General features: G+C 49.5%; 18 protein-coding genes, 1 tRNA gene and 1 pseudogene. 7 read left to right on the top strand and 13 right to left on the bottom strand.

Features of this window, described 5'->3' with window-relative positions:
* The first annotated feature begins 95 nt into the window (after window positions 1-95).
* From AC286M_RS29685 to AC286M_RS29675, 3 genes are all read left to right on the top strand, one after another.
* A complete protein-coding gene (locus AC286M_RS29685) occupies window positions 96-1,553 on the top strand; it encodes a sensor histidine kinase (protein ID WP_488207817.1) in 1,458 nt (485 codons plus the stop codon).
* 43 nt (window positions 1,554-1,596) lie between these two features.
* Window positions 1,597-2,367, top strand: a complete 771-nt coding sequence (locus AC286M_RS29680; RefSeq protein WP_488207816.1) for a pseudouridine synthase — start codon at window positions 1,597-1,599, stop codon at window positions 2,365-2,367.
* Between the two features lie 90 nt (window positions 2,368-2,457).
* Window positions 2,458-3,330 carry a helix-turn-helix domain-containing protein gene (locus AC286M_RS29675; RefSeq protein ID WP_488207815.1) on the top strand — a complete coding sequence of 291 codons (873 nt, stop codon included), beginning with the start codon at window positions 2,458-2,460 and terminating at the stop codon, window positions 3,328-3,330.
* 320 nt (window positions 3,331-3,650) lie between these two features.
* Here AC286M_RS29675 and cobD read toward each other — a convergent pair whose 3' ends face one another.
* The 6 genes from cobD to pilM form a co-directional block, all read right to left on the bottom strand.
* Window positions 3,651-4,841: a threonine-phosphate decarboxylase CobD gene (cobD, locus tag AC286M_RS29670; RefSeq protein ID WP_488207814.1), complete on the bottom strand. Its 1,191-nt coding sequence runs from the start codon at window positions 4,839-4,841 to the stop codon at window positions 3,651-3,653.
* A gap of 13 nt (window positions 4,842-4,854) precedes the next feature.
* A complete protein-coding gene (locus AC286M_RS29665; protein ID WP_488207813.1) occupies window positions 4,855-5,133 on the bottom strand; it encodes an HU family DNA-binding protein in 279 nt (92 codons plus the stop codon).
* 387 nt (window positions 5,134-5,520) lie between these two features.
* Window positions 5,521-7,920, bottom strand: a complete 2,400-nt coding sequence (locus AC286M_RS29660; protein ID WP_488207812.1) for a secretin GspD/PilQ domain-containing protein — start codon at window positions 7,918-7,920, stop codon at window positions 5,521-5,523.
* Between the two features lie 103 nt (window positions 7,921-8,023).
* Window positions 8,024-8,875, bottom strand: coding sequence for a hypothetical protein (locus AC286M_RS29655; RefSeq protein ID WP_488207811.1), 852 nt, complete (start codon window positions 8,873-8,875; stop codon window positions 8,024-8,026).
* A complete protein-coding gene (locus tag AC286M_RS29650; RefSeq protein WP_488207810.1) occupies window positions 8,872-9,654 on the bottom strand; it encodes a PilN domain-containing protein in 783 nt (260 codons plus the stop codon). The genes AC286M_RS29655 and AC286M_RS29650 overlap by 4 nt, the downstream gene beginning before the upstream one ends.
* Before the next feature lie 3 nt (window positions 9,655-9,657).
* Window positions 9,658-10,758: a type IV pilus assembly protein PilM gene (gene pilM / locus AC286M_RS29645; RefSeq protein WP_488207809.1), complete on the bottom strand. Its 1,101-nt coding sequence runs from the start codon at window positions 10,756-10,758 to the stop codon at window positions 9,658-9,660.
* Window positions 10,759-11,958: 1,200 nt separating this feature from the next.
* On the opposite strand from pilM, the gene AC286M_RS29640 reads away from it, so the two are divergent.
* Window positions 11,959-13,263 carry an FAD-dependent hydroxylase gene (locus AC286M_RS29640; protein ID WP_488207808.1) on the top strand — a complete coding sequence of 435 codons (1,305 nt, stop codon included), beginning with the start codon at window positions 11,959-11,961 and terminating at the stop codon, window positions 13,261-13,263.
* An 87-nt stretch (window positions 13,264-13,350) separates the two neighbouring features.
* On the opposite strand, the gene AC286M_RS29635 is transcribed toward AC286M_RS29640, so the two are convergent.
* Complete coding sequence (locus AC286M_RS29635) at window positions 13,351-15,132, bottom strand: sensor histidine kinase (RefSeq protein WP_488207807.1); 1,782 nt, start codon at window positions 15,130-15,132, stop codon at window positions 13,351-13,353.
* Here AC286M_RS29635 and AC286M_RS29630 point away from each other — a divergent pair.
* Window positions 15,131-15,502 (top strand): helix-turn-helix domain-containing protein, encoded by a 372-nt coding sequence (locus AC286M_RS29630; protein ID WP_488202941.1) that lies wholly within the window; start codon window positions 15,131-15,133, stop codon window positions 15,500-15,502. The genes AC286M_RS29635 and AC286M_RS29630 overlap by 2 nt on opposite strands.
* Before the next feature lie 22 nt (window positions 15,503-15,524).
* A pseudogene (locus AC286M_RS29625) lies at window positions 15,525-16,085 on the top strand (IS630 family transposase); the annotation flags it as partial.
* Here the strand turns inward: AC286M_RS29625 and AC286M_RS29620 are convergent.
* Together AC286M_RS29620 and fba are read right to left on the bottom strand one after the other, a co-directional pair.
* A complete protein-coding gene (locus AC286M_RS29620) occupies window positions 16,060-16,611 on the bottom strand; it encodes a response regulator (protein ID WP_488207806.1) in 552 nt (183 codons plus the stop codon). The pseudogene AC286M_RS29625 and the gene AC286M_RS29620 sit on opposite strands and share 26 nt — an antisense overlap.
* A 611-nt stretch (window positions 16,612-17,222) precedes the next feature.
* On the bottom strand, window positions 17,223-18,305 hold the full coding sequence (fba, locus tag AC286M_RS29615; RefSeq protein ID WP_488207805.1) for a class II fructose-bisphosphate aldolase: 1,083 nt from the start codon (window positions 18,303-18,305) through the stop codon (window positions 17,223-17,225).
* 563 nt (window positions 18,306-18,868) lie between these two features.
* Here fba and AC286M_RS29610 point away from each other — a divergent pair.
* Window positions 18,869-19,240 (top strand): hypothetical protein, encoded by a 372-nt coding sequence (locus tag AC286M_RS29610; RefSeq protein ID WP_488207804.1) that lies wholly within the window; start codon window positions 18,869-18,871, stop codon window positions 19,238-19,240.
* Window positions 19,241-19,330: 90 nt separating this feature from the next.
* Here AC286M_RS29610 and AC286M_RS29605 read toward each other — a convergent pair.
* The 4 genes from AC286M_RS29605 to AC286M_RS29590 all read right to left on the bottom strand — a co-directional run bounded on the left by AC286M_RS29605 (window position 19,331) and on the right by AC286M_RS29590 (window position 25,009).
* Window positions 19,331-19,402: transfer RNA gene (locus AC286M_RS29605), tRNA-Lys, on the bottom strand.
* A 171-nt stretch (window positions 19,403-19,573) separates the two neighbouring features.
* A complete protein-coding gene (locus tag AC286M_RS29600) occupies window positions 19,574-20,452 on the bottom strand; it encodes an aldose epimerase family protein (protein WP_488207803.1) in 879 nt (292 codons plus the stop codon).
* A 118-nt stretch (window positions 20,453-20,570) separates the two neighbouring features.
* Window positions 20,571-23,384, bottom strand: coding sequence for a CapA family protein (locus tag AC286M_RS29595; protein WP_488207802.1), 2,814 nt, complete (start codon window positions 23,382-23,384; stop codon window positions 20,571-20,573).
* Between the two features lie 644 nt (window positions 23,385-24,028).
* Window positions 24,029-25,009 carry a methylenetetrahydrofolate reductase gene (locus AC286M_RS29590; RefSeq protein WP_488207801.1) on the bottom strand — a complete coding sequence of 327 codons (981 nt, stop codon included), beginning with the start codon at window positions 25,007-25,009 and terminating at the stop codon, window positions 24,029-24,031.
* Window positions 25,010-25,151 lie beyond the last annotated feature (142 nt).

Here is a 25,151-nt window from a genome sequence, read left to right as displayed (position 1 = left end):
ATAAATCCACAGTCATGCCCTGGATTTGAGTGTTTGATACCGTGCAAGTTCTGTGGTTTCTTCTTGGGCTATTGGTTGGCTTTTTAATCTTCGGATTGAGATACATTCGACTCAATCGTCGTTTGCGTCAATTGCTGCGTGAAGTACGGGCAGATGAGGGCATCCCACTTTCTGTAGCCTCACAGCTCTCGATCTCGCTAGATTTGCAGCGCCAACAGTATCGCAAGATTGATCAACAGCTTGAAGCGACGCGGCAGGTTCTTCGCTTAGCTCCGGTGGGCTATCTTCAGGTGGATGAGGAAAATCGCCTCACGTTTGCGAATGGGCAAGCCTGCCAAATGTTAGGGATTGATCCGCTCGAAGCCACACCTGAAGCGGCATCTGACGTTGCACCAGATGCGATCGCACCTTTAGCTCCTTCCTTTAGCGCCTCTGAGGGGCCACGCCTCCTCCTAGAAGTTGTGCGCTCCTACGAACTAGATCGGCTGATTGATCAAACCCGTCGCACCCAGACTCTATGTCAGCAAGACTGGCTAATGCACCACGTTTCCGCCGATCCAGCCACTATTTCCCGGCAGCCGTCCTATCCAGTCAGAGGCCACGGCATTCCCCTGTTGCAACAGCACATTGGCGTTTTTATTGAAGATCGACAAGAAGCCTACCTGCTGACTCAACAGCGCGATCGCTGGACATCCGATGTTGCCCATGAACTCAAAACGCCGCTGACCTCGATTCGCCTGATCGCCGAAACCCTCAAAGCGCGGCTAGATTCTCCCTTAGTCAGCTGGATCGATCGCCTACTGAGCGAAACGATGCGTTTGAGCAACCTCGTACAGGACTTGCTAGACCTCAGCAAAATTGAACGACCTGCCACTCAAGCCCTAAATCAAAATTTGGTCAACTTGCCCGATTTAATCCACCGTGCTTGGCTCAACCTCGATCCGCTATCCAGTAAAAAACAGCTCCAGCTCAATTACGATGGCCCTCAACTGCTGCGCATTCGCATTGATGAACATCGTTTTTTTCGCGTGCTGATCAATCTGATCGACAATGCCATCAAGTACAGCCCTCCCCGCAGCATCATCCAAATTCGGCTACATCAAATTGCGCTTTCGGATCTACCGTCCCCACCGAGTTCAATCACGAAGTCAAATTCCCTCCTGCGTTCATCGCCATCCTCAGCTCCATTCTTTGTGGCTTTAGAAGTCATTGATATGGGTTCTGGCTTCCAATCAGCCGATCTACCCTATGTATTTGAGCGATTTTATCGTGCTGAAACCTCGCGGGCACGCCATCTTGAATATGACGGTATTCCCAGCTCACAACCTGAATCATCGGCCATCACTGATACAATTCAAACCAATGCTGGTACGGGTTTAGGGCTTTCGATCGTTCGCCAAATTGTTGAAGCGCATGGCGGCTATGTCGTTGCTAGTAATCATCCTGAAACGGGCGGAGCCTGGCTACAGATCTTCTTGCCCTACCCTAATCCATCCGCCCAAGGGCAGCCTCAGTTAGACCCGTCAAAACTAAACCCAATCGATCAGCCTTAAGGGACAATCCTGTAATATTTGGGTAGTTCCATTCAATTGAGCTATGGCTGAACGACTTCAGAAAATCCTATCTCATTGGGGAGTGGCTTCTCGCCGTCAGGCCGAAGCGATGATCCAGGCAGGACGGGTGACATTGAATGGCCAACCTGCGCTCTTGGGCCAAAAAGCCGATCCTGCAATTGATAGAATTTTAGTTGACGGCCAGCAAATTCGCCCCCATAATCGTCCAGACCGGATTTATCTCCTGCTGAATAAACCGCTTAATATCGTGACCACCTGCGATGATCCCCAGCATCGTCAAACGGTTATTGACTTGCTGCCAGCCCCCTATCAGCAGGGACAGGGCATACATCCCGTGGGCCGTTTAGATGCCAATTCGACCGGCGCATTGCTGTTAACAAATGATGGAGAGCTAACCTTTGCGTTGACTCATCCTCGTCATCACGTGCCGAAAACATATTGGGTCACAGTCGAAGGACATCCCGCTGATGCGGAGTTAAACCGCTGGCGACGGGGAGTATTGCTCGATGGTCGTCAAACACAACCTGCTACGGTGAGCGTTATAAATCGGACACCGACCTCAACCCAACTCAAGATTGTTCTGCAGGAAGGACGCAAGCGTCAGATTCGGCGTGTTGGCGACATATTAGGACATCCGGTGATCCAGCTTCATCGGGTAGCCATTGGTTCGCTGGAGCTAGACGATTTGCCGTCGGGGCAGTTTCGTCGTCTGGAATCTGCGGAAGTTCAAGCGTTACAGCGGATTGCGCTTCTACAGCCCCACCCTTCTGACACAATTTCATCGACGAAATGAGGGATTCCACCCTATATTGATTTTTAATACCGATTGTTAACGTTAACTCTGACGTGTTGTTCCTACTCTTTCACAAGGGATTTTTAACCGATGAAGAGCGATCGCGCACATCTTCAGGATATTCAAGTCGAACAGTTCAAGGAAATTGCTGCCAAGCTTCGCGAAACTCGCGAAACGCAGGGGTTGTCTATTGAACAGCTATCGACAAAAACCTTGATTCAGCGCCGCTTACTCTATGCCATTGAAGCTGCTGATATTGAACAGCTACCCGAAATGGTATATGTTCGGGGATTTGTTAAACGTTACGCAGAGGCTTTGGGATTAGATGGCCAAGGAATTGTGGATGTGCTGCCAGTAGAGGGGACAAGCCACAGCATGAAGCCATCTTGGAAGGAGCTTCCAGCGGCGCAGCTCCGACCGCTGCATTTGTATCTGCTCTATATTGTGGTAATTGCGCTGGCAGTTGGTGGATTATCCCATTTCCTCCGTCAGGTTGAGTCTCCAACGGTTGCTAATAATTCCAGTAGTCCAACCACTGCTCCGGCTGAAGTCATTCCAGACCCAGCACCTCAGACCAGCGAGGTTGAAAATACAGCTACCAACAGCAACGGAGAGCAGCCAGCAGCAACAGCAACTGACGCGGAAAATTCAGACCAGCCAGATGAGTCTACTGTATCTGGGCCAATTCGAGTGGAAGTGAAGCTGACGGCTCAATCGTGGATGCGTATTACCGTGGATGGCACAACTGAATTTGAAGGTGTCCTGCAAGCTGGTGATGAGCGCACATGGACAGCCAAGGAAGAACTAACGCTACGGGCTGGCAATGCGGGCGGAGTGATGGTGGCGTATAACAATGGAGATGCAGAACCGCTTGGAGAACCGGGCAGCGTTGAAGAAATCACCTATCCGCAAACTCAAAGTACCGCTCGACTCGTGGACGCTGAATCAACTCTCCCCCAGTGACTTAGAATCAGCGATTTAACAGAATCAGCCATTAGGTGATATGAGAGCCTCCGCACAAACTGCGGAGGCTCTCATGCTTACACCACGGTTTATAGCTGTAGTCGCTCTGCTAGGACACGGGCATTTTTGTGGCGCAGCTTCGCCGCGCCACAAAAACGTCCTAAACAGTATGACTATGGCTACATCACATCAAGTTCTCATCCGAAATCTGCTCATCAAAACCAGTCTTTATTTTTTGTAAAAGTCAAACGCAGCCTGACTTTTACAAAAAATGATTCGGTATCATACGGCAAGGGGCAAGGATGTAACTCTATGAAAAGTTAGCCCATAGTTTGCGCTTGTGCGATCGCATTGATTAACCTTTGGTTCTCCACCTCAGTCCGCACCGCCACCCGGAAATAAGCATCGCCCAAAACCGGATAGCTAATACAGTCGCGAATCAAAATCTGCGACTGCTTCAGCAATTGCTCTTGCAATTGCGTAGCTGATTGCTGTGCCTGAACTAGCAGAAAATTGGCGGCGCTCGGCAAAGGTGTGAGTCCCGATTGTTGGGATAAAGCGTTGAATAACTGCGATCGCGCTTGGTCGAGCCAATCCCAAGTTTGCTGCTGGAAATCCTGATCAACCAAAACGGCGATCGCAGCCGCTTCAGCTAAGGCATTAACCGGCCACGGATCACGCCACGCTTGCCAACGACGTAGCCGATCGGGATGTGAGATCGCATAGCCAATTCGCAGTCCCGGTAAGCTGTAAAACTTGGTTAGCGATCGCAAAATGACCAAATTCGAATAGCGCGTAACCCATTGATCTACACTCTGTTGATGCTCTGGTCGGACAAAATCCATAAACGCCTCATCCACAATCACCACACCAAACTGCTCCAGAGACTGACCAATCGTGTCTCGATGCAGCAAATATCCGGTGGGATTATGCGGTGAGTTAAGAATTAATCCACAGCTACGCGAATTCAGCCCTGCAGTTTGCAGAGCATGTGCGATCGCATCTAGCCAAATCTCGTCTAACTGACCCGGTTGCGATCGCGCCAGAGCAGAATTAGTAGTTAACTCAATGCTGAAATCAGCAGTCTGCACCAGCGAGTTCATCGCTAGCGTGCTGCTGATGATCGTTGCCCCCGCCGCCTTTAGCGATCGTTTGTAGTCACCAAAAGCCGGCTGCGGTACAATGGCTCCTTCTCGATCTACCAGTTCCCGGCAGGCCCAAGTCAACAACTCAGCCGCACCGTTACCCGGCAGAACCCAGTCGGGGGATAAATGATGGAAATCCGCCAATCTGCGCCGCAGTTTCCCATAACCCGGATCTGGGTATCGAACAATATCGCCCAAATGGGATCGGATAGCTGCGATCGCAGAGGACGGTAAACCTAGCGGATTAATATTGGCCGAGAAATCAAGAATAGCCTCGGGGGGACAGCCAGCCGCCTCAGCGGCCCAAGCTAAATTCCCCCCATGGGCTGGACGGATAGGTTCAGTTTGCTCCAAGGCTTTAACCAACCATTACAGCCAATTACTTTTCGGCTACTTTTTCCTTGAACAGCTTGCCAGCAGAAAAAGCAGGCACCGTGGTCGCAGGAATTTCCATCTTGTCGCCCGTCTTCGGGTTGCGGCCCTCACGAGCTTTCCGTTCCCGAGGTTCAAAAGAACCAAAACCAACCAGCGTCACCTTTTGGCCACTGGACACAGCATCCATAATCGCCTCAACAGTCGCAGTGATAACTGCATCTGCTTGCTTTTTGGTCACTTCAGCTTTGCTTGCAACTGCATCCACTAATTCGCCTTTATTCATGTGAATCTCCTAAAAGTTTTGCACTACAAATTCCCAAAATCGATTCAAGTTTTCTTGAGCAAATAGGAAATTTTACTCAAAATCGCTAGAACTTCTGATATACGGGAGTTTCAATGCCCTATTCTAATGGCAACTCTTCCAATATGGATCGCTGAAACCTTTAATTTATGCGAACTTCGGCATTTTTGGGTAAAAGTCCCCAAGTTTTAGCACGATAAAAGCACACAAACCCTTATTAAATGGGTCTTTTCAGACTCTACTAATCCGCAGCATGACCAACAAATGGAACTCAACATTAGCCAATTCCAACCAAAAACTCCCTAGATTAGACTCAATCTAGGGAGAAACAACAGGGTTATTCAAAAATAATTGAGCTCAAATCTTAGATTATTGCTCTCGTAAGATCTCTTGGACATTGCGTCCAGGTGTGTAACCGTAGCCAAACACAGATTGATCGGTATCATCTAAAATCTGCGGTGTGACAAGTACAATCACTTCCCGACGTTCATTTTCACTATTGGTACTCCTAAACAGCGAACCAATAATCGGCAAGTCTCCCAAAATTGGCACCTTTGAAACAGTTGTGCGATCGGTATCCTGGATAATGCCTGAAAGAATTAGCGTTTGACCATCTCGCAGCCGAACCCGACCAGAATTCAGAATACGCTGTGCAAGCAGCGTCACATCAACATCTCCAAACTCTTCTGTTGCCGTTGGTGCGGTAACTTCTGGATTGACCTGCATGGTGATAAAGCCATTATCATCAATCCGGTCAACGATGATATTGAGTGTCAAACCTGCATTCGATAGCTCAAGCTCTACATTTTCAAAAACATTACCATCAGTGATCGTTCGTTCTGTCACTACGTTCGTAATGACTTGTTCAGCCAAAACAACTGAAGCCGTCTCCCCTTCCTGCACGATTAATGTCGGATCGGTCAGGATTTTAGCATTACCACTCACAACCTGAGCCTGCAAACGAGCCAAGAAATTACGTGGGTATTGGAAGAAACTAGGTGGCGAGAATTCGTAAGTATCAGGTTCTCCAGGCGTCACAACTGGAACAATGGTGAATCCGGTTGGTTCTCCTGTCACAGGATCAACTGAAGTCGGAACAATTTCAAATTCCGTTGTCGCTGGTTCTCCTGGATCAAAGTCCGAGATCCCAGGGCTTAGGGGGCTACCATCAGGCCCCAGCGACGGATCCGCAACCGGTATGTCATTGTCTCCACGGTTGAAGAAGCCTTCTCCTAAGAAGGGTACACCCTCAATAAAAGGATTACCAATCGTTGGCCGACCAGTCAAACTGTTATTAAATTCCGTTGAAGTAGGTGGACGGTAATCCCCATAGCCCACTGTTGCGGCTCCTCCATCAACTGAGAAATATGTATCTCCAATGCCGAACGAGAAGCTTGTACTAAAGTCCTCTGTGTTCAACAAGTTGACATCTACAATTTTGACGTTGACCGCAACTTGCCGCTGTCTCAAATCAAGCTGAGTTAATAAATTGCTCGCAATTTCGATCTTGCGAGGGCTACCAACTAACGTAACCGCATTCAGTCGCCGATCAACACCAACAGCTAAACCTTCCAGTAGCAAGGGACTGATACCACGATTTTCGTCATCTATGCTAACCGTGATAATCTCTGGTTGCTCCAAAACCTCAACAACTCGGGATGCAGCCCCTTCACCTAATGTTTCAATAGAGCGCTCTTGAAAAGACTGACGTGATTCCGCGCCTTGAGTTGCCAAAAAATTAGCGGCATCATCAGCTGTAACCTGATTCAATCGTAGCGTTCGAGTTGCCACATCACGAGCGGCATCAGGCAGTTGTGGTCCTACAAAAACGGTGCGACCTGTACGATTCGCTTCCAGTCCTGTAATCCGAAGCACATAGTTGAAAACGTTTTGAACAGGCTCATCTTGAATATCCAAAGTGATCGCTGGGCCTTCACCAGCTCCTTCTGCTTCACCTTCTCCACCAGCAGTGGTGGGAGTTGCATCAGTAAACGCTAAGTTAAGCCCAGCAGCGCGAGCGAGTAGAGAGAGAACCTCACGAGCCGGAGCTTCTCGCAGAACTAACCTAGGAACTCGTACATCTGTTCCCAAATCAATCTCATCAAATGAGGTGTCAAACGTAGAAACGGCAATGTCACCCACAGGTGGAGCTACTGCGCGGGGTAAGAAGGGTGGCACAACTTGAGGTTGCGGCGCAGGAACGGGGACTCCGTTGATGGTTACTTCAGGGTTAGGAACTAAAACATCCGGATTTTGGGGTGGTACTTGAGCTGTTTGCTCACCCGCGTCTGCTGAGGGTTGAGTTGGTGTTGGTGTGGTTTCTGGAGTAGGAGTAGGTTGCTCAACAGCAACCTCACCAGAAGATGCAAAGCTAAAGACAAGCTGATCGTCATCTCGCTGGCTGACTTCGCCGACTGGCACAGTGCCAGCACCTGTCACAACGACTCGGATACTGTTGGCATCGAGAGGGCGAACCACAACGCTTGCAATACCCGGTGCAGGATTTTGCTGCTGGAATCCTGCTTCACCACTGTCTAGGTTGAGCTGAGTATTGATCACGTCAGCCGTTAGGCTATTGCCCTGGTTGATCGTAAATACCTGCGGACGATCGCCTACGTCAGTTTCCAAAACTAGTTCGGCACCTTCATCCGTTTGCTCAACCCGAATTTCAGTCACAATTGTTGGGGCAGCCTGGGCTGGCTGAGCAGTCGATATAGTTATTAGAGCGGCTCCTGCCAAAATGCTCCCAAATCCAAGATGCTGTTTCACGATTCACTCCTCTCACAATCTAGCTAGCTCGTTACACAAATGTCTGATAATGCTCAAATAATGTTGAACAAACCCTGTGGTAGTTGTTGTGGCTCAATCATAATTAGCCTCCCTCAGCTTCATCGTCTGCTGGGGCTTCACCGTCTTCACCTTCCTCACCTTCAGCCGGCTCAGTTTCAACTTCTGGCAACTCATCGGGTGAACTTGTTGGTATCAAGGCATCAAGAACCATCCGAGCATCTAGGATTTTGATGCCAGCGAAATCTGAAAACTCCTCATTAATCTCCGACTCCTCAAGCGTGAAATCTCGAATAATCAGAAGTGGCTCTAAACGCTCGATGTTCCGAATAATTGACTGAATTTGAGCAAAATCACCTTGAATTCCAACAGCGATTTTTTCGCTTCTCAGCTTGCCAATAACTTCTTCGGTATAGTAAGTACTTTCCTCTAAGTCCTCAGCCGTAATTACACCGGACTGATCGGGCAGTGGCTCAACTAGTGCCAGACGCGCCCCGACTAGTTCCGGATCTAATCCAGCATCGATGAGTTGACGTCTGAGATCTGCAACTCCAACATTGGTTGGAACAATCTGCCGATTGATGTCAATGATCAGGGTATCGAGTTGTTCTTCAGAAGAAAACAAGCCATAAACGCTGCGTCGTTCCGCAAGAGCAGCCTCTAATTCAGCTTCTACTTCTTCTACTTCTTGAAGAGCCGCTGCTTGATTGGCTAAGTCTTCTTCTTTAGAGCGCACTTCTGCTGCTAACTCACCCCGGCGCTGCAAGGCTGGTTGCAGTACGTTGAGGAATAGGTAAAGTGCACCACCCAAGCCCAAAAGACCCAAGATAATGCCAATCACCGTTGGTGTTAGCGTAATCCCAAAGGCTGTTGGGTACTCTGGAGCGGCTTCCTGTACCCCAGTATCTTCAGGAATAAAATCTCCAGAAACAGTCATGGTTCAATTGCTCCTATGTCCTGTAAAGCTCGTATCCGTGCGATAAGGCCGATTGTGCCGCTGCGTTCAAACGCATCAATGAGTTCAGAGGCGGGAACTTCGGTTAGGTTGGCCTGAATAGTGTAATTCACTAGCTGAACAGCTTGAGTCGTCGTAGGGTCACCAGGGCATCGCCCTGGAACTTGATTGTCGTCGTCCTCACCGAGTTCGGCACTAACAAGTTCTGTCTCATTACGAATGAAGTAGGGAGAACGCTGTAGGGTGAGGATGAAATCATTGATGTCATCAAAGGAGCAGGCCACTCCAATGATCTCAACACCACCGGAAGAGGGGGGAATACCGTCTTCGGTTTCGGGTGATTCTCGTGGAATACCAGTGGTTTGGACGATTTCATTGATCTGAACTCGACCTGGAATACGCTCCCGCACATCCTGGAGCATGGCAGACCAAGGGCGGATTTGATTGAAGATGGTTGTGAGAGCTTGGGTTTCCTCCTGGATAGCAGCGGTTTGCAGACGAACTTCGTCTAATCGATCTTGGCGAGCCTGCAAATCGCTAAGTTGGTTATCTAGATCTTGATTTTGCTGGGTTAGGCTAGCAATCTGCTGATTGGTGAAGAGCCATGCTCCACCAACGGCGGCAAGAAGTGCGATCGCAACTGCGGCCCCAATGAAGATCGGAGTGCGATCGCCTGCCGGAGTTGCTGCCCCAGCAGCAGCCCCAGCGGGAATCGGTCGCTCTTCCCGATCGTTCAGAAAGTTAATGTCTAAGTTGTACATAAGTTACGCCTCCCGTACGCCAAGTCCCAGCACTGTTGCTAACCCAGGCCGCTGTGCTTCTGAGATTTCCTCATCTGTTTCCAGCGCCAGTGTCTCAACTGGATCAATGCGAGTCGTGGGTAAGCTGAGCCGTTGAGCAAAGAACTCGTCTAGCTGTCCGATAGAGCTACCCGGCCCCGCTAGCAGTAGTTGAGCCACTTCCAAGTTGTCACCCTGATTGAGATAAAAATCGATGGAGCGCCGTAGTTCATCCGATAATTCACCTAATACCCTCAACATGGCGGCAGTTCCAGGATTCGTTCCGCCCAACTGGGGCGTTCCCACACTGTCCATCGGTGTGGCTGGAATCGTCATCCCTTGCAGCATGTCCGTATTACGAGACGGCGGCAAATTCATGGCTCGATTCAGCTGGCTTTGTACCTGATAAGTGCCAATGGGCACCGTCCGTGAAAATTGTGGTATCCCGTCAACCGCAATCGAAATTTCTGTGCTTTCGAACTGGATATCAACAATGGCAGCAGCTTCTTGAGGCGTAAAGTTTCGCAGCTGCTCCCGAATCGTGCGAATTAAGGCAAAATTGCTGGTTTCCAGTACATCAAGCGCAATCCCAGCTTGCTGAAACGTATCGAGATACGTATCTGTTACCTCTTTACGCACGGCAACTAGCAGCACCTGAACTTTCTCAATCCCGTCCTCGTCTTCAAAAAATCCCAGCTTTTGATAATCAACATCTGCCTCTTCACGCGGAAAGGGCAGATAAAGACTGGCTTCCTGGTTCAACACCATCTCCCGTAACTCCCGGTCATCCAGCTCGGCTGGAACTGGGATAATACGAGTAATTGCTCGTCCGGGAATGGCCGTGGCCGCATTTTTGACTTTGAGTTTACTTTCAGCGAGGGCTTCTCGCAGGATTTCAGCCATCGCGATGGTGTCGATGATCTGACCTTCTTGAAAGATGCCTTCGGGAACCTCTTGAGTATAGAAGTTCAGCAACTTATACTTCGCTCCCTGCCGACGCACGCGAGCGATGTTGATGCGATCGGGAGCGAGTTCGATACCGACTCCCTTAGATTTTTTTGAGAACAGAGATTTTAGGCTATTCACGGCGTTGTCTGCTTGCTGAGTAACGCGGGGCAGTAATCAATATACGAGATATATGAATTTTGCAAATCGAAAGAGATGCACGAAAACTAAATAGAACGCTAGACCTAGTAGTTATCAGAACCAACAAAACGAGTTTGAGTGACTGGCTTTGGTGACTGGTGCTGATGATGGTACCCAATGTTAGGTCAGAATTTTCAACCCGAAACAAAGGATACAAACCTTAAAGAAAATCGAAACCCGTTCTGCAATGCCATTCTGGAATAGCACCACAAACCGTTTGCTAGTGACCATTGCCTCTAGCACCAAGCGCTTACTCCCGTGACTGGAATGCAAGCAGCTATTCAGTTAACTGATCGAACCTGATTGATCAAACCGATTGGGAGATGAGTTTGCTCTATTACAGGCTAATTAATCTGCGGCAAACGAATTGAAATTAAGCGACGCTGCAACGATTTGGAACATTCAAAAACCGCAATCCACAATCACGACACTGCGTACCACGGCAGGCCTTAACGATGAGGCCCGTTCTCTTGTACCATCTGTTGCCTTCGCTTTGCTGCACATAATGTTTTGGTGTTGCTACTGCTGCGTGTTTGCTCCAAGGTACGATTGCACTTCATTACTTCGCACTATTCCGCACTCAATCGATGCAATAGGGTCAGCAATGTGCGATCGCAACAAACAAATCAGTCAGTTTAACTTAACTACTTCAAACGAATCTCAAGCATCCATCCTTACCCAAACGCCTAAATTGAGATCGGCCAACCTCAACTTACGCATCTTAATTTGGGTCATTCATCTATATGTTAGCTAAGTCAATCAACACTACCTGCTGCGATATTACACATAAATTGCAGAAATGGGCACTAAATTTGGAAAAAAGTTTGAGATTTATTGGGAAAGGGGGGCATATATGGTGTGAGACAGGGAAAAACAGAGAAGGACGACAGATGGGGGGAAGACGGTAAGGGGTGCTAAAAGACTATAAAGGCTAGGAAAAGGCGGTTGAGTGCGCGAAATACAGCAAATCCACGGCTTCAGGAAATCAACAGGGCGTTTGCTGAGGCGAGAGTTGGTGGCTTCGAAAAGGTGTAGAGGTGGAAGAGACGGTGAAAACTTGGTGAAATCTTGCTTGGTCAGGCAAATCGCGACACAATAAAAAGTAATATTTAATGACGAATCGCAACGTTTGCTGTTTTTATGACCCTGGATTGGCCGCCAGCGACTCCACAAGCTCCAACCTCTGATCGCCTTGCCTCGCCACGAGTTGAACGAGGCCAAGCGCCTTTAATTAATTATGATCTGACGATTGTCGGCGGCAGTGTAGTCGGATTGACGCTGGCCTGTATGCTGCATCAGTCAGGGTTAAGAGTGGCTGTGATTGAGGCGCAGCCACCAGAGATGGGAGCGAGCCGACGCCAAGCCTACGCATTGTCCTTAGTATCTGCGCGAATTTTTGCGGGGATGGGCATTTGGTCAGACATTGAGCCATACGTCACCCGCTTCGATGGTGTCCGGCTTTCTGATGCTGATCATCCGCAAGTAGTAGAGTTTACGGCTCAAGACTTAAATACAGAAGCCATCTACTATGCAGCTGAACATTCCGTCTTGATGACGGCGCTGCAAAAGCATATTCAACAAGCGGATGCAGTGGATTATCTCTGTCCGGCTCGTCTCAATCAGATTGAATATGGGGATCAAGCGGTTACGCTCCAGATTGAACAGGATGACGCGGTGCGGTTGGTTCAAACTCGTTTATTAGTAGCCGCAGATGGAGCGCGATCGCGGATTCGGCAGCAGGCCGGAATTGATACAGATGGCTGGAAATACTGGCAATCCTGCATTACGGTACTGCTTCAGCCGGCACAATCTCATCACAATACAGCCTATGAGCGGTTTTGGCCCAGCGGACCATTTGCCATTTTGCCGTTGCCCAACAATCGCTGCCAGATCGTCTGGACAGCGCCCCATGCCGAGGCTGAAAGCATGATGGCGCTAGAACCGGAGCAGTTTATGGCTGCACTGAGGCAGCGCTACGGTGATCAGATGGGGCACTTAACTCCGCTCAGCGACCCGCTGCTGTTTCGCGTTCAACTGATGCAAAGCCAGCAATATGCCAAGCCCAGACTGGCGTTGGTTGGGGATGCCGCCCATTGCTGTCATCCGGTTGGCGGTCAAGGCTTAAATATGGGAATTCGCGATGCGGCGGCATTGGCCCAAGTGCTGCTGCAGGCACAGCGTCAGGGCGAAGATCTCGGCAGTTTACGAGTGCTGCAGCGATATCAGCGCTGGCGCAAGCTGGAAAATTACCTAATCCTAGGGTTTACCGATTTTCTCGATCGCTGCTTTTCGAATTGTTGGCTACCGCTGGTTTGGCTGCGTCGTCGCGGCATTTGGGCGTTGAAGACAATTCCGGTTGTGCGGCGTTTGGCTCTGCGGATCATGGTGGGGCTGTTCGGTCGTCTACCAGAGCTAGCGCAGCGGCCCACTCGTCACAACCTGTAGTTTTCTGTCCCTATAGTTCTCTGTATCCTTTGTGCTCAGTTGACCGCTACGCAGACGCAAACTGTCGCACCCAGTACGTTGCGAGATCTAATGACTATACCCTTCAACTTGCCGAGGAAAAATGATTGTAAAGGTTGTTAACTGGTGCTGGCTAATAACCTGAATGGTGCCGCCTAGTCGCTCAACTAAGCCCTTGATTAGCGCCAAACCTAGACCCGTCCCGCCATGCTTCCACGGGTCGTTTTTAGGGACACGATAAAACTTTTCAAAAATGCGATCGCATTCTTCGGCTGGAATTTCAGTACCGGAGTTGCTCACCTCGATCGTGACCGTTTGTGCCTGACTCGCTACTTGGATAGCAATCGTTGCCCCGGCAGGAGTGTATTTGCAGGCATTATTGAGCAGTTCTCCCAGAATCCGCTCAAAATAGTTTGGCTCTGTGGTCAAAAGCGGTAAATCATCAGCCAAACATAGCTGAAACTGTTGATCATGCTGGCGCATCCGCTCGATAAACGGCTCAGCGATCCGCGGAATGCGATCGCGCAAGTCAATTAGATCCCAATTGATCGGCTCCGCTACACTGCTGAGACGAGTGATATCTAGCAAATCGTTAATCAAACTAATTTCGCGATCGCACTCCTTGCGCAGAATCTGAAAATACTGCGCAGCAGCACCCGTCTCTTGCAGAAATCCATCTCGCCGCAGAGCAATCTCCAACATCTGAGTCGCCATTTTGATATTGGACATTGGCGTGCGCAGCTCATGGGAAACCGTGCTCAAAAAATCATCCTTGAGCTGATTAATTGTCTCTAACTCCTGCACTTCTGTTTGGGCGGCTTGGTAAAGCCTGGCCTGACGCAGTGCGATCGCACATTGATTCGCCACCTGCTGCACCAGACGAATGTCTTGTTCACTGTAAGCATGGTAGCCATCATGAATGAGCCACAAATCTCCCAACACTCGATTTGCATCCTGAATCGGACAGCACAGCATCGCTAACCGACCCTGACCTGGACGAGTTGCCAGCGAACAAAACTGAAGATACTCACCACGCAACAGCGGCTCATACAGCTCTGGAAAATCACTGATCTGCGAAACCCGACCTTGTGACGGTGCAATTGACGTTGTGTATTCGTAATAAATGGTTGACGTTCCCTCTTCCAAATCGAACAGGGCCGCATTGCAACAGTCAATCCGCAATCCTTTCGCTAATTCTTCAACCGCAGCCTGTAAAATCTGACCTTCATCCAAGCTGTCCCGCACTTTATCCGTAATCCGCTTGAGGGTCGCCTCAAATTCAAACGCCAGCTCTAATTCTGCCGTCCGGCCCTTCACTTGCTGCTCCAACTGCGCACTAAACCGCTGCACTTGACCATACAGTTCCGATTGCTGAATCGCAATCATCAACTGATCCGCTAGCTGTTTGAGCAAATCTTGTTCCCACGCTCGCCACTGGTGAGCCGACTGGCAATTTTGAGCCGCCAGTAATCCCCACATCGATTCACCCTGCATAATCGGCACCACTAAATTTGCCCGTACATGCAAATTGCGCAGTAGCGCCGTATAGCTTGGATTTACATTCTCTGAGTTTGTATCGTCAACCGCCCAGCACTCCCACTGGATTTGCTTAAGATAAGCATCCTGAAACTGGCGACCGAGAATAGAGTACTCAGCAGAACGAACCGATTCTGCAATCACCCTACAGCTTTCTCGATCCTCAGACGTTTGGCAAACTAGCGTTCGGTCAACATTCAGCAACTGCCGAATTTCTGTGACAGCTGTTTCTAGCGTTTCATTCAAATTGAGAGACTGATGAATATAGCGGTTTGCAAAATTATGCAGTACGCTCGTTTGTACTGCTTTGGTCATGCCTATGCGTCCCCACTCCGCTGATTTACGTCACCGTATCGTCACCCTTTACGAGCAAGGTGAAGGATCCATTCGACAATTAGCCAAGCGCTTTCAAGTGAGTCAAGATAGCGTCCGTCTGCTTGTGAAACAGTATCGAGCTACCGGAAGCATCGCCCCCAAACCCTATGTCGGCGGTCCTCAACCCACGCTTCAAGCCAGTCACCATGAGGTGTTACGGGAGCTAGTAGAAGCGGATAATGATGCCACGTTGGCCCAACTGGCTGAGCGCTTAGCCGCCCGAACCGGCATCCAGGTGAGCGGTAGCACCATCAGTCGCACCCTCAGCAAACTGGGCATCACGCGAAAAAAAAAGTCTCAAGGCCAGTGAGGTCTATAGCGAAGCAAAACAGCAGCAACGCTATGACTACTGGCAAAGCATTCGGAATGTAGCCGTCGAAGATTTGGTGTTTCTTGACGAAACGGGAGTTAACTTGGCCATGGTGTTGCTGTATGCGCGCGCTCAACGAGGTCAACGGGCCTATGCCCAGCAACCGAAAGGCCGTGGCAAAAACCTCACGATCCTCGGTGCCATGAGCCTCAAGGCTGGGTTCCTTGAGGGCCTCAGCTTTACGGGTGGCACGACAGGCGATGTGTTTTTGTGGTTCATCGAAACGCTTCTCTGTCCACTCCTATGGCCGGGAGCGGTCGTGGTGATGGATAATTTGCCTGCCCATAAAGTGGACGGCGTCAGGCAAGCCATTGAGGCCGTGGGGGCACGAGTGATTTATCTGGCTCCTTATTCCCCAGATTTCAATCCGATTGAAAACCTGTGGTCAAAGTTGAAAGGGTATTTGAGAGCCGTTGAGGCACGAACTCCGCAAGCCTTGCATGAGGCGATCGCTCAGGGGCTTTCTCTGATCACCTTAGAAGATGTGCGTCACTGGTTCACCCACGGGTGCTACTGTGCTTAATCAATCTGCACACCGCTATACGTTGTGAAATCACAGCAAGCAGCCGATCACGCTCAGCCTGCTGTCGCAACGTTTCTTCAACGCAAATCCGATTCCTAATTTCGGCCTGTAGCTTAATATTTTGGGACTCCAATTGCTGCTGCAGGCGATATAGACGTAACTGATTGTTGATCCGAGCCAGCATTTCCATTGGTGGAATTGGCTTAGTAATGTAGTCTGCTGCCCCAACCTCAAATCCCTGTGCCTTCTCCGATTCACCCGCCAACGCGCTCACAAAAATTATGGGTAAATCCCGAGTTTCAGGATTGGCCTTTAAGCGTTTACAGACTTCATAACCATCTAGAACTGGCATCAAAATATCTAACAAAACAAGATCTAGCGGCTCTTGCTGAACAATCTGTAAAGCTACCTCACCATTATTGGCTTCAACGACATCATAGCCATCTAAATTCAGCAATTCGTGTAAAAAATCGAGATTGCCGGGATTGTCATCAACAATTAATATTTTCCCCTTCTGTGCCTGCACAAAACTTAACCCGTATTATCAAACATCCTTGCTAGTACAAATATGGCCGTATCTTGTCTCAAAATAACTACTTGAAATTCTCGTTTTCAAAGGTATAAGAATGTCAACATTCAACGTCTTATTCAATATTTTAAAAGTAGTGCCCTAGATCCATCGCTTTTTTACAGGCATGACAATCTCATACCGCGATCCAATATCAACCCCCCACATCTGAAACACAACCCCTGATAGTTCAACTGATATAGCCTTTCCTAGGCTACTGAGGTACAAGTTATGTTTTGAAGGCCGCGCGAAGCGTGGCCTTCAAAAAACAACCTCCCTTTACTAGCGCAAGAAGCGCTATAGCTCAACGTGTTGTGAAAAAGGAATGAGGATTTATGTGAAATGGCTCCTGAATAGATTGTCCAAGAAAATTTACTTATTTCAATCACCCTAAAGGTGGCATTAATCCTCTATTTGACGAATATTTGGCAAACAAAAAAGAGCTGAGTCGTCAAGCGACTCAGCTCTTTTTGAATTTTTGACATATAACGAAAAGTATGATGTAAATAAGACCGAACCTTTTACATCATACTTTTTCGACTAATTTTCGGCTAAGGGCTGATTAGCAATTAAGCCTTAACAGCTTGCTTGTCAGTCTTCGCATCGAGTTCACCGCTTTCATATTTTGCAGCGTAAACCTCGATGGGAGCCTGCTTGATCTTGCTCGCGTTACCAGCAGTACCAAACGCGTCATAGCGCTCAGCACAAACCTTCTTCATGTAAGTGATAGAAGGCTTCATGAAGTGACGAGGATCGAAGTTGCTAGGATCTTTAGCCGCAGCTTCCCGAATTGCCGCAGTGATTGCCAAGCGGTTGTCGGTATCAATGTTGACCTTGCGAACGCCGCTCTTGATACCCTTTTGAATTTCTTCAACGGGTACACCGTAGGTTTCAGGAATCTGACCACCATACTGGTTGATCATGTCCAACCATTCCTGAGGAACGGAGGAGGAACCGTGCATTACCAAGTGGGTATTAGGCAGACGGCTGTGGATTTCTTCAATGCGGCTGATAGCCAGAATCTCACCAGTCGGCTTACGGGTAAATTTGTACGCACCGTGGCTGGTTCCGATCGCAACTGCAAGCGCGTCAACTTGAGTTTGTTCAACGAAGTCAACCGCTTCATCGGGGTCGGTCAGCAGTTGATCTTTGCTGAGCGTACCTTCGAAACCGTGACCATCTTCTGCTTCACCCTGGCCAGTTTCCAGAGAACCCAGGCAGCCGAGTTCGCCTTCTACGCTAACACCGATGGCATGAGCAACCTTCACAACCTCACGGGTCACATTGACGTTGTACTCATAGCTAGCAGGGGTTTTAGCATCTGCTTCGAGTGAGCCGTCCATCATGACGCTGGTGAAGCCGTTGCGGATCGCGGAGTAGCAAGTTGCAGGGCTGTTGCCATGATCTTGGTGCATGGCAATTGGAATATGAGGATAAGACTCAACTGCAGCCATTACTAGGTGGCGCAGGAAGTTCTCACCTGCATATTTACGAGCACCCCGAGAAGCTTGCAGAATGACAGGGCTATCTGTCTCGTCAGCAGCCTGCATAATCGCGAGGATCTGCTCCATATTGTTTACGTTGTAAGCTGGAATTCCGTAGCCTTCTTGAGCCGCGTGATCCAGCAGCAGCCGCATTGGTACAAGCGCCATAGATAGTCCTCCTAATCGACTTTGATAGCAGCGATAGCTACCTAAATTCGCTTGAATCCAGATAGCTCAAAATATCCCATTGCGAGAGGGAGCTGCCCTATAAAGCTAATATTATGACAATTTCTAACGTATGACTAACTGTTTTGACAAAAGCCCAGCTGTATTTTGCAGAATTTTGCTAAAACTCACAGTCTTTAATCATCCGCTTTTAATGATTCGCTTTGTTATCCGCAGTGAGTGGGAAGGCCAACTGACTAACGGCACAAGCCATAGGTATAAATTATACAAATTATGGGCATCAATCATCACCCAATTCTGCAATCCTAAAATCGTTTTGGCACCATCGTGGCACTGGATAGCTGGATTCGATCTGCGTTAGAGGCACTGCTAAGCTAGCCATTTATCTGACCATCAGAACAGCGACATTGTCGAAGCGAATTGTAAATAAATGTAAACTTTTTTCTGTGATCGCGATTTCAGTCTGCGTGATGGGGAATCTACCTTTAGTTAGATCAATCACATCTTATTCGTTCAAATTACGCAGTCGTTGGAAGAGTATCGTAATGGTTATGCACAATATTATCCGCTCAGTTGCTCTCGCTGCTGGCGTTACGTCCGTTGTTGTTATGGGCACCGCCTTGAAGGCTGAAGCCCAAAGCCGTGAACTCTGGTTACATAGCGGCGAAACCGTAACCGTTGAAGGGTTCTTCGTATCGGGAGAGAACATCTTCGGCTGGTGTGATGGCGATTGCTATGACCTCGATATTTCGCTCTATGACGCGAACGGCAACTTCATCATGCAGGATGTTGAGCCGGACGCCAATCCTGTTGTGTACGCACCCTATGACGGTACGTTCTACGTGACGTTGGGTATGCCGAACTGCGCTCATCCCAGTGGCTGTGCTGTCTGGGTTGATTCTGATCAAGGTTTCTAACGCCAGTCAGCAAATTGAATAGCACCTCAAAACAGAAGAGCCCGCGCACAGCGCGGGCTCTTCTGTTTTGAGGTGTACCTTATTGAAAAATGGGTCGCCCGGGATTCGAACCCGAGACCAGTCGGTTAAAAGCCGAATGCTCTACCGCTGAGCTAGCGACCCTTGTTTGGCGTCGAAACGTGCCGTTTCAATGCCGGTTATTACCTTAACATGGATTGCGAGTTTGTAGAACAGTTTTTTTGATTTTTTGGTGGGTGGAGTGGGGAGGAGGGTAGATGGGTAGGTGAGTAGATGGGTGGATGGGTAAGAGGGTGGATGGGTGACAGATAGGAATTAGTTGTCTGGGGTGTTTACTTCAAGTTTGATGTGGCTTGTAAAGGACTGCTGAGGGTCAAGGCGGATTAGCGATTCTCCTGTGTTGAGGGCGTTGCGAGGGGCTGTCCAGGGTTCAAGACAGTAATAGGCTTTGCCGTTGACGGTCCAAAAAACTAGGGTGGAAAAGATATCGTCGTAGGTCAGCGTAAGAGTTAAGTTGCGATCGCAATCGCGCACCTGAGCCGACTGGCGTGACAGAGGTTTGAATGCAACATCGATTTCATCGGCTGTGATGTCCTCAAATGTTCCGCTAAAGGGATGAACCTCCTTAGTGATTTGGTCTTGTAACTGATCGGCAGGAATATCAAAGTCAAGCTGAGTCTTGTCATTGACCTGAAAGTAGGGATGAAAGCCGAGGGAAAACGGCATGGTGCGATCGCTGCGATTTTCAACCACTTGGTCAATTGTCAACGCATTACCAGCTAAGCGGTAGGTTAAGCGCACAGAAAACTCAAAGGGATAAACTGCTAGGGTTTGCTCATTCTGCGTCAGCTGTACGGTTAGCGCGGCTTCATCATGGGTTGCTCGTTCAATGACTTCCCAGGGGAGATCTCGACCAAAGCCGTGTTGTTTCAGCCTATAGGTTTGCTCGTTTAGCGTGTACTGGTTGTCTGGTAAGTTCCCACAGATGGGAAACAGCACCGGAACGCCGCCTCGTACTGAAAGCGATGGATCCGCAAAACGCGCTGCATCAAAATACAGAATCTCCTGACCTTTGTACCGCCAGTGGGTAATCAATCCCCCGCGCTCTGGAACGACGTTTAACTCAGCCTGGGCCGCTTGGTCATAAAGCGTATAGGTGCAGTATTGGTTTTGATGAATAGAGATAGCAAACACGTTGTATTCCTCGATCAATGGCCTTTGGCTAATGGTTACTGTTCAAACCAAATCGGTCAAAAAATCCAAAAAAATAATGAGTTGCACGTAGTGCGTGCAACTCACTGAACTAATCGAACTAAGGTTGATTCTGGCTGTTGGACTCTACGTTAACTTCAGGCGGAGCAGCTTGATTAGCGCCTGCACTGTCTGCTGGCCTAGCAGGTCGGTTGGGTAACTGGGGTTCAGGCAACTTCGGTAGTTTTAGCTCAACAGTCGGTGCCTTAAACTTCGGTTCTGTCTGTACATCGCTGGCGTTGAGATGGGTAATTTCGGTGTTAAGTGCTACTTCGAGTTGATTCAGTGCGATCGCATCTTCTTCCTCATTCGTCACCGCTTGATGAGGATTTGGGACATCAGTTACCGCTGCGACCGGATTGGACTCGAGGGGTTGATTCACCAATGGCCCTACTAGCGGCTCCTCTACGGGTTCAATAGCGCCACTCGCATCCGGTTGTTCAACGGTATCGGTCTCGCCCGAACGTTCGGCTGGCGCTTCAGCACTGGCACCGGGTGCAGGTTCGGCATCAGGAATCTGAATCTCAACTGACGACTCAATCGGAGACGATGGCTCTTCCAACTGCAGCTCATCCGAATTCATTTCTGGCACTACAGCATCAATGTCGAGGTTGTTGTCTGAATTGGGGCGGCTTAGCTCAGAGGGCATTACCTCTACTGGTGTCATCTCTGTTGCATCAGGCGTAGGCGTTTCTAAATTAGTAGGGTTGTCCTCAAACTCAGGAATAACAGACTCAGGACTGACTCCGTCTAACTCAGGCACGGCTAAACTATCAAAGTTGTTGCTATCTAATGAGTTAAAGGGATTGAAAGGATTGATTTCGGAGCCTGCTTCCGAGTCCTCGACCTCAAGCTCTTTCGATTTTGAATCTTCCAGCTCGGAATTATTGGGTTCCAAACGCTCCAGCTCAGGACTTTCCAGCTCAGAATTCTTAAGCTTGGAGTTGTCTAACTCAGGCGGCGCGGCCTCTGGGGCAGCATCTGGGAAAGCGGGCTGGTCTTGCACATTCAGATTCGGATCGCCAAAATACATCGGCCCTGAAGCCGGAGCTTGATCAAAGCTATCCTCAGCTGGCGCAAATTCATCTGTCGGTGCATTATCCAGCTTGTTTTCTTTCAACGGTGACTGCAGTTCAGTACCACCTTCAGCCTCGTCATTCACAGCCTCTTCCGGGGTGAAGCCATCCTCCACCGCATCCGGATTCAGGATCTCCATCTCCGGTGCATTCGGATCAACAAATGGCGCAGATGAATCAACTGGGCGTTCTGGCTCTGTCTCCGGTTGCCGTAGATCCAAGACCACCGGAACTTCTAACGGCTGCTCAAAGGTCGCTGAAGACTGATGAATTCGGTCTAAGATCGCTTTACCTTGTCGGCCTTTAGCCAGCTGAGGATGACCGTCTTTCACCGTCACCGGGACGAACTCCACCTTCATCTGATCTGGCTTCAGAGAGACCTTCAGCACTGCCGTATCAAATTCAGCATAGGGATCGTCCTCTAGCATCAAATCGCCCAAGGAATAGGCAATCGGTCGTCCCTTATAAACCTCTGCACCTTGCAAGACATCTGGATGCTGACCCACAACTAAATCTGCGCCTTGGTCAATGGCAAAGCGGGCCATATCCTTTTGCCAGTCTTCCACCTGATCTTCTGACAGCTCCTCACTCCAGCGGTAGCTGACCACAATCCAGTCCACCTGTTCGCGAATGGCCTTGATATCTTCTGCGACAGTCGTTTGCTCTTGGGGATTAATGCCAGCGCTACCTCGTTCTGCCGCTAACCAATCCGCGCCAGAATAGCCAAGATAGGCAACTCGCTGCCCTTTCACGTCGATGATTTCAGGCCGACGAGCTTCTCGCATATCTCGTCCGGCCCCCATGCGATAAATCCCAGCCTGATCCAGGGACTTAATGGTTTCCAGCAGTCCCGCTTCGCCATAATCCACAATTTGATCATCAGCTAGATTAACGATGTCGATGCCGCTCTGCTTGAAGGCTGCCGCTGATTCCGAGCGGGTGCGATCGTACATTTCTTCCTCTAGCGAAGTAGCTGCATTGGCGAGTGGTTCGGCCAAGCTAACCATTGATAAATCAGCCGATTGCGTCGCATCCAACTCAGCCAGTAGACCACCAGCGGTTTCAGCCGCTCCCACATTGAAGTCAGCCGGAGACACTTCTCCGCCAAACATCAGTGTCACTGAAGAATCGTAAGGATTTTTGACATCTTCATGCTGCAAGACTGCTACGGTTTCTAAAGCAGCCTGTACGGTACTCGGACGATTGGCAGCGACTCGCGAGGTGGGATTCGTTTTGGAAATAACGGGTAACGTGGGAGACGGACGAGCGGTGAGATGTTCTAACCAAAAACCCATCAAGAAAGCTGTGATCGCAGATCCGCTCAGCATGAATGACCGCACCAGTTTAAGCTGCTGCTGCGATGAAAAGGTCAGCGTTAGCCAAGCGGGAGAGGACGAGTTGCTAATTTTGGGTGGAATATGAGCTGCACGAGCTTTGACATCGACTGTTTGTGGCCCCTGCTGCCGCTGCCGTCGCTCAGTTCGAGTGGGAATCCGCACCGTTTGCTGCCAAATAAAATCCGACTGACCGATATGGCGAGCCAGGATGTGAACTCCTTCAATCAGATCCGACTCCAACTGCCACAGCCGATGACAGATAAATCGCACTAAGCGATCGCGAATCGGCTTGCGATGAAATTCCACCACGGCTTGCAAGCAGCCCGGACGAGCCGCTTGCACTTGCACATAAATACCCTGTGGCACTAATTGGCTGTTCAACCAATAGGCCAGCGCCCGAAAATTGCCATTCCGTGCTAATTCAACGACAGACTGCTGCTGCGACACATCCAGCTTGGACATTACCCCACACTCCTCGTACCAAAACCAACCGCGATCGATCTGAAAACCTGAGAACGATGTTTGTCAGTTGCATCAGTGTGGCAACCACTCAAACTCGTTCTCAAAGGCCATTTCACCGGCTGGTGTGAATTTCAAACCGACTAACGCTAGACCTAGCGTCGGCCATGCACATTCTTTTCAGTCAGAGCTTAGCTCAAATGTTTCAGATCGGCGCATTTTTTTGCAAAATCTCAGATTCAAATCAGCAAAATAAAGCGCTTCTTGCGCTAATAAAGGGGGCGTTATTTTTTGGAAGCCTTGCTCCGCGCGGCTTCCAAAAAATAACTTGTACCTCAGTAGCTCAGAAAAGGCTATATAGCGGTTTTAGGTAAGAACGAGAGAGGAGAGTGCCTCATCCTGAGGCACTCTCCTCTCTCGTTTTCTCGCTCCTAACTGAAATCACTGTAGTTGATGGGAGGGGGGGCTGCTGACCAGGTTTGTGTCAGACCGATAACCTAACGGCTAAACCTGCCCCTAACCACAAGGGTTCACCAACAGCTCGACAAAATTGATGAAGGAACGCAGCTTAACTAAACTGCGAATCATTCCACCTCTGAGGGCATGGCATTGCCATGCCCCTACGCATTTCCTTTAAATCCGCGTTTCTAGGCGTTGACTTCTAGTTGAGAGACGGGTGCGGAATTCGTCGGTGTTGGCGCTAACTGGGGCTTGATGCCAGCTTGTTCCAGAATCTGGGGAATCAAATCTTCACGACGCACGGCCATCATGTGGACACCGTGACACAGCTGCTGAGCCAGTTGCACCTGCTCAGCAGCGATCTGGACACCTTCCTGAAGCGGATTTTGGGCTTTTTCCAGCCGATCAATAATCTCGTCAGGGATCTGCACTCCAGGTACGCACCGATTAATGAAGCGAGCATTCTTGGCGGACTTGAGTAAAAAGATGCCCGCCAGAATCGGCTTGTTGGCTGGTGCCGCGATTTGAGTCATAAACTTATCCAGCCGATCAAAGTCGGAAATGAGCTGGCTCTGGAAAAACTGCGCTCCGGCTTCTACCTTGCGCTCAAAGCGGCGCTGAAGTCCTGACCAGCTCTTTAACTGTGGGTCAACCGCTGCACCGACAAACAGATCGGTTGCGCCATCGGGCATCTCTTTGCCGTTGTTGTCCAAGCCCTGATTCATCTGGTCAATCAGCTTCAGTAGCCGCACTGACTCCAATTCAAACACGCCCCGTGCGTCGGGATGATCACCCGCTTTGATTGGATCGCCCGTCAGCGCCAGGATATTCCGTAGGCCCAGCGCATAGGCTCCCATCAGGTCGGCCTGGAGGGCAATTCGGTTGCGATCGCGGCAGGCCATTTGGCAGATTGGCTCCACGCCATGCTGCTGCAGAATCGCTGCCGCCGCCAGAGACGACATCCGCAGCACCGCCCGACTGCCATCGGTGACGTTTACCGCATGAACCCACGGCTTGAGCAACCGCGCCATTTTGACCATGTGGCTGGGGTCGCCACCTTTGGGTGGCATGACTTCAGCGGTCACCAAAAACTCACCCGCTTGCACAGCGGTACGAAATCGAGACGTTGCGGGACTAGTGCCGTTGATGGCGGTCGGGAAAACAGGCATGAATCGCTAAATTAAAAACCAATAAAAGAGATGTTATGAATCTCTATCATCGTTGATTTAGGGTTTTCAGGAAAGAGAGCAGCTTTCAGATTCATTCATCGCTGCTGACAAATGATATCGATTGACGCACGGGGAAGGCGTC

This window comes from Thainema salinarum CENA647 (genome assembly GCF_057732415.1).
The sequence above is the reverse complement of the archived record's forward strand: the minus strand, read 5'-3'. Positions and strand labels throughout refer to the sequence as shown.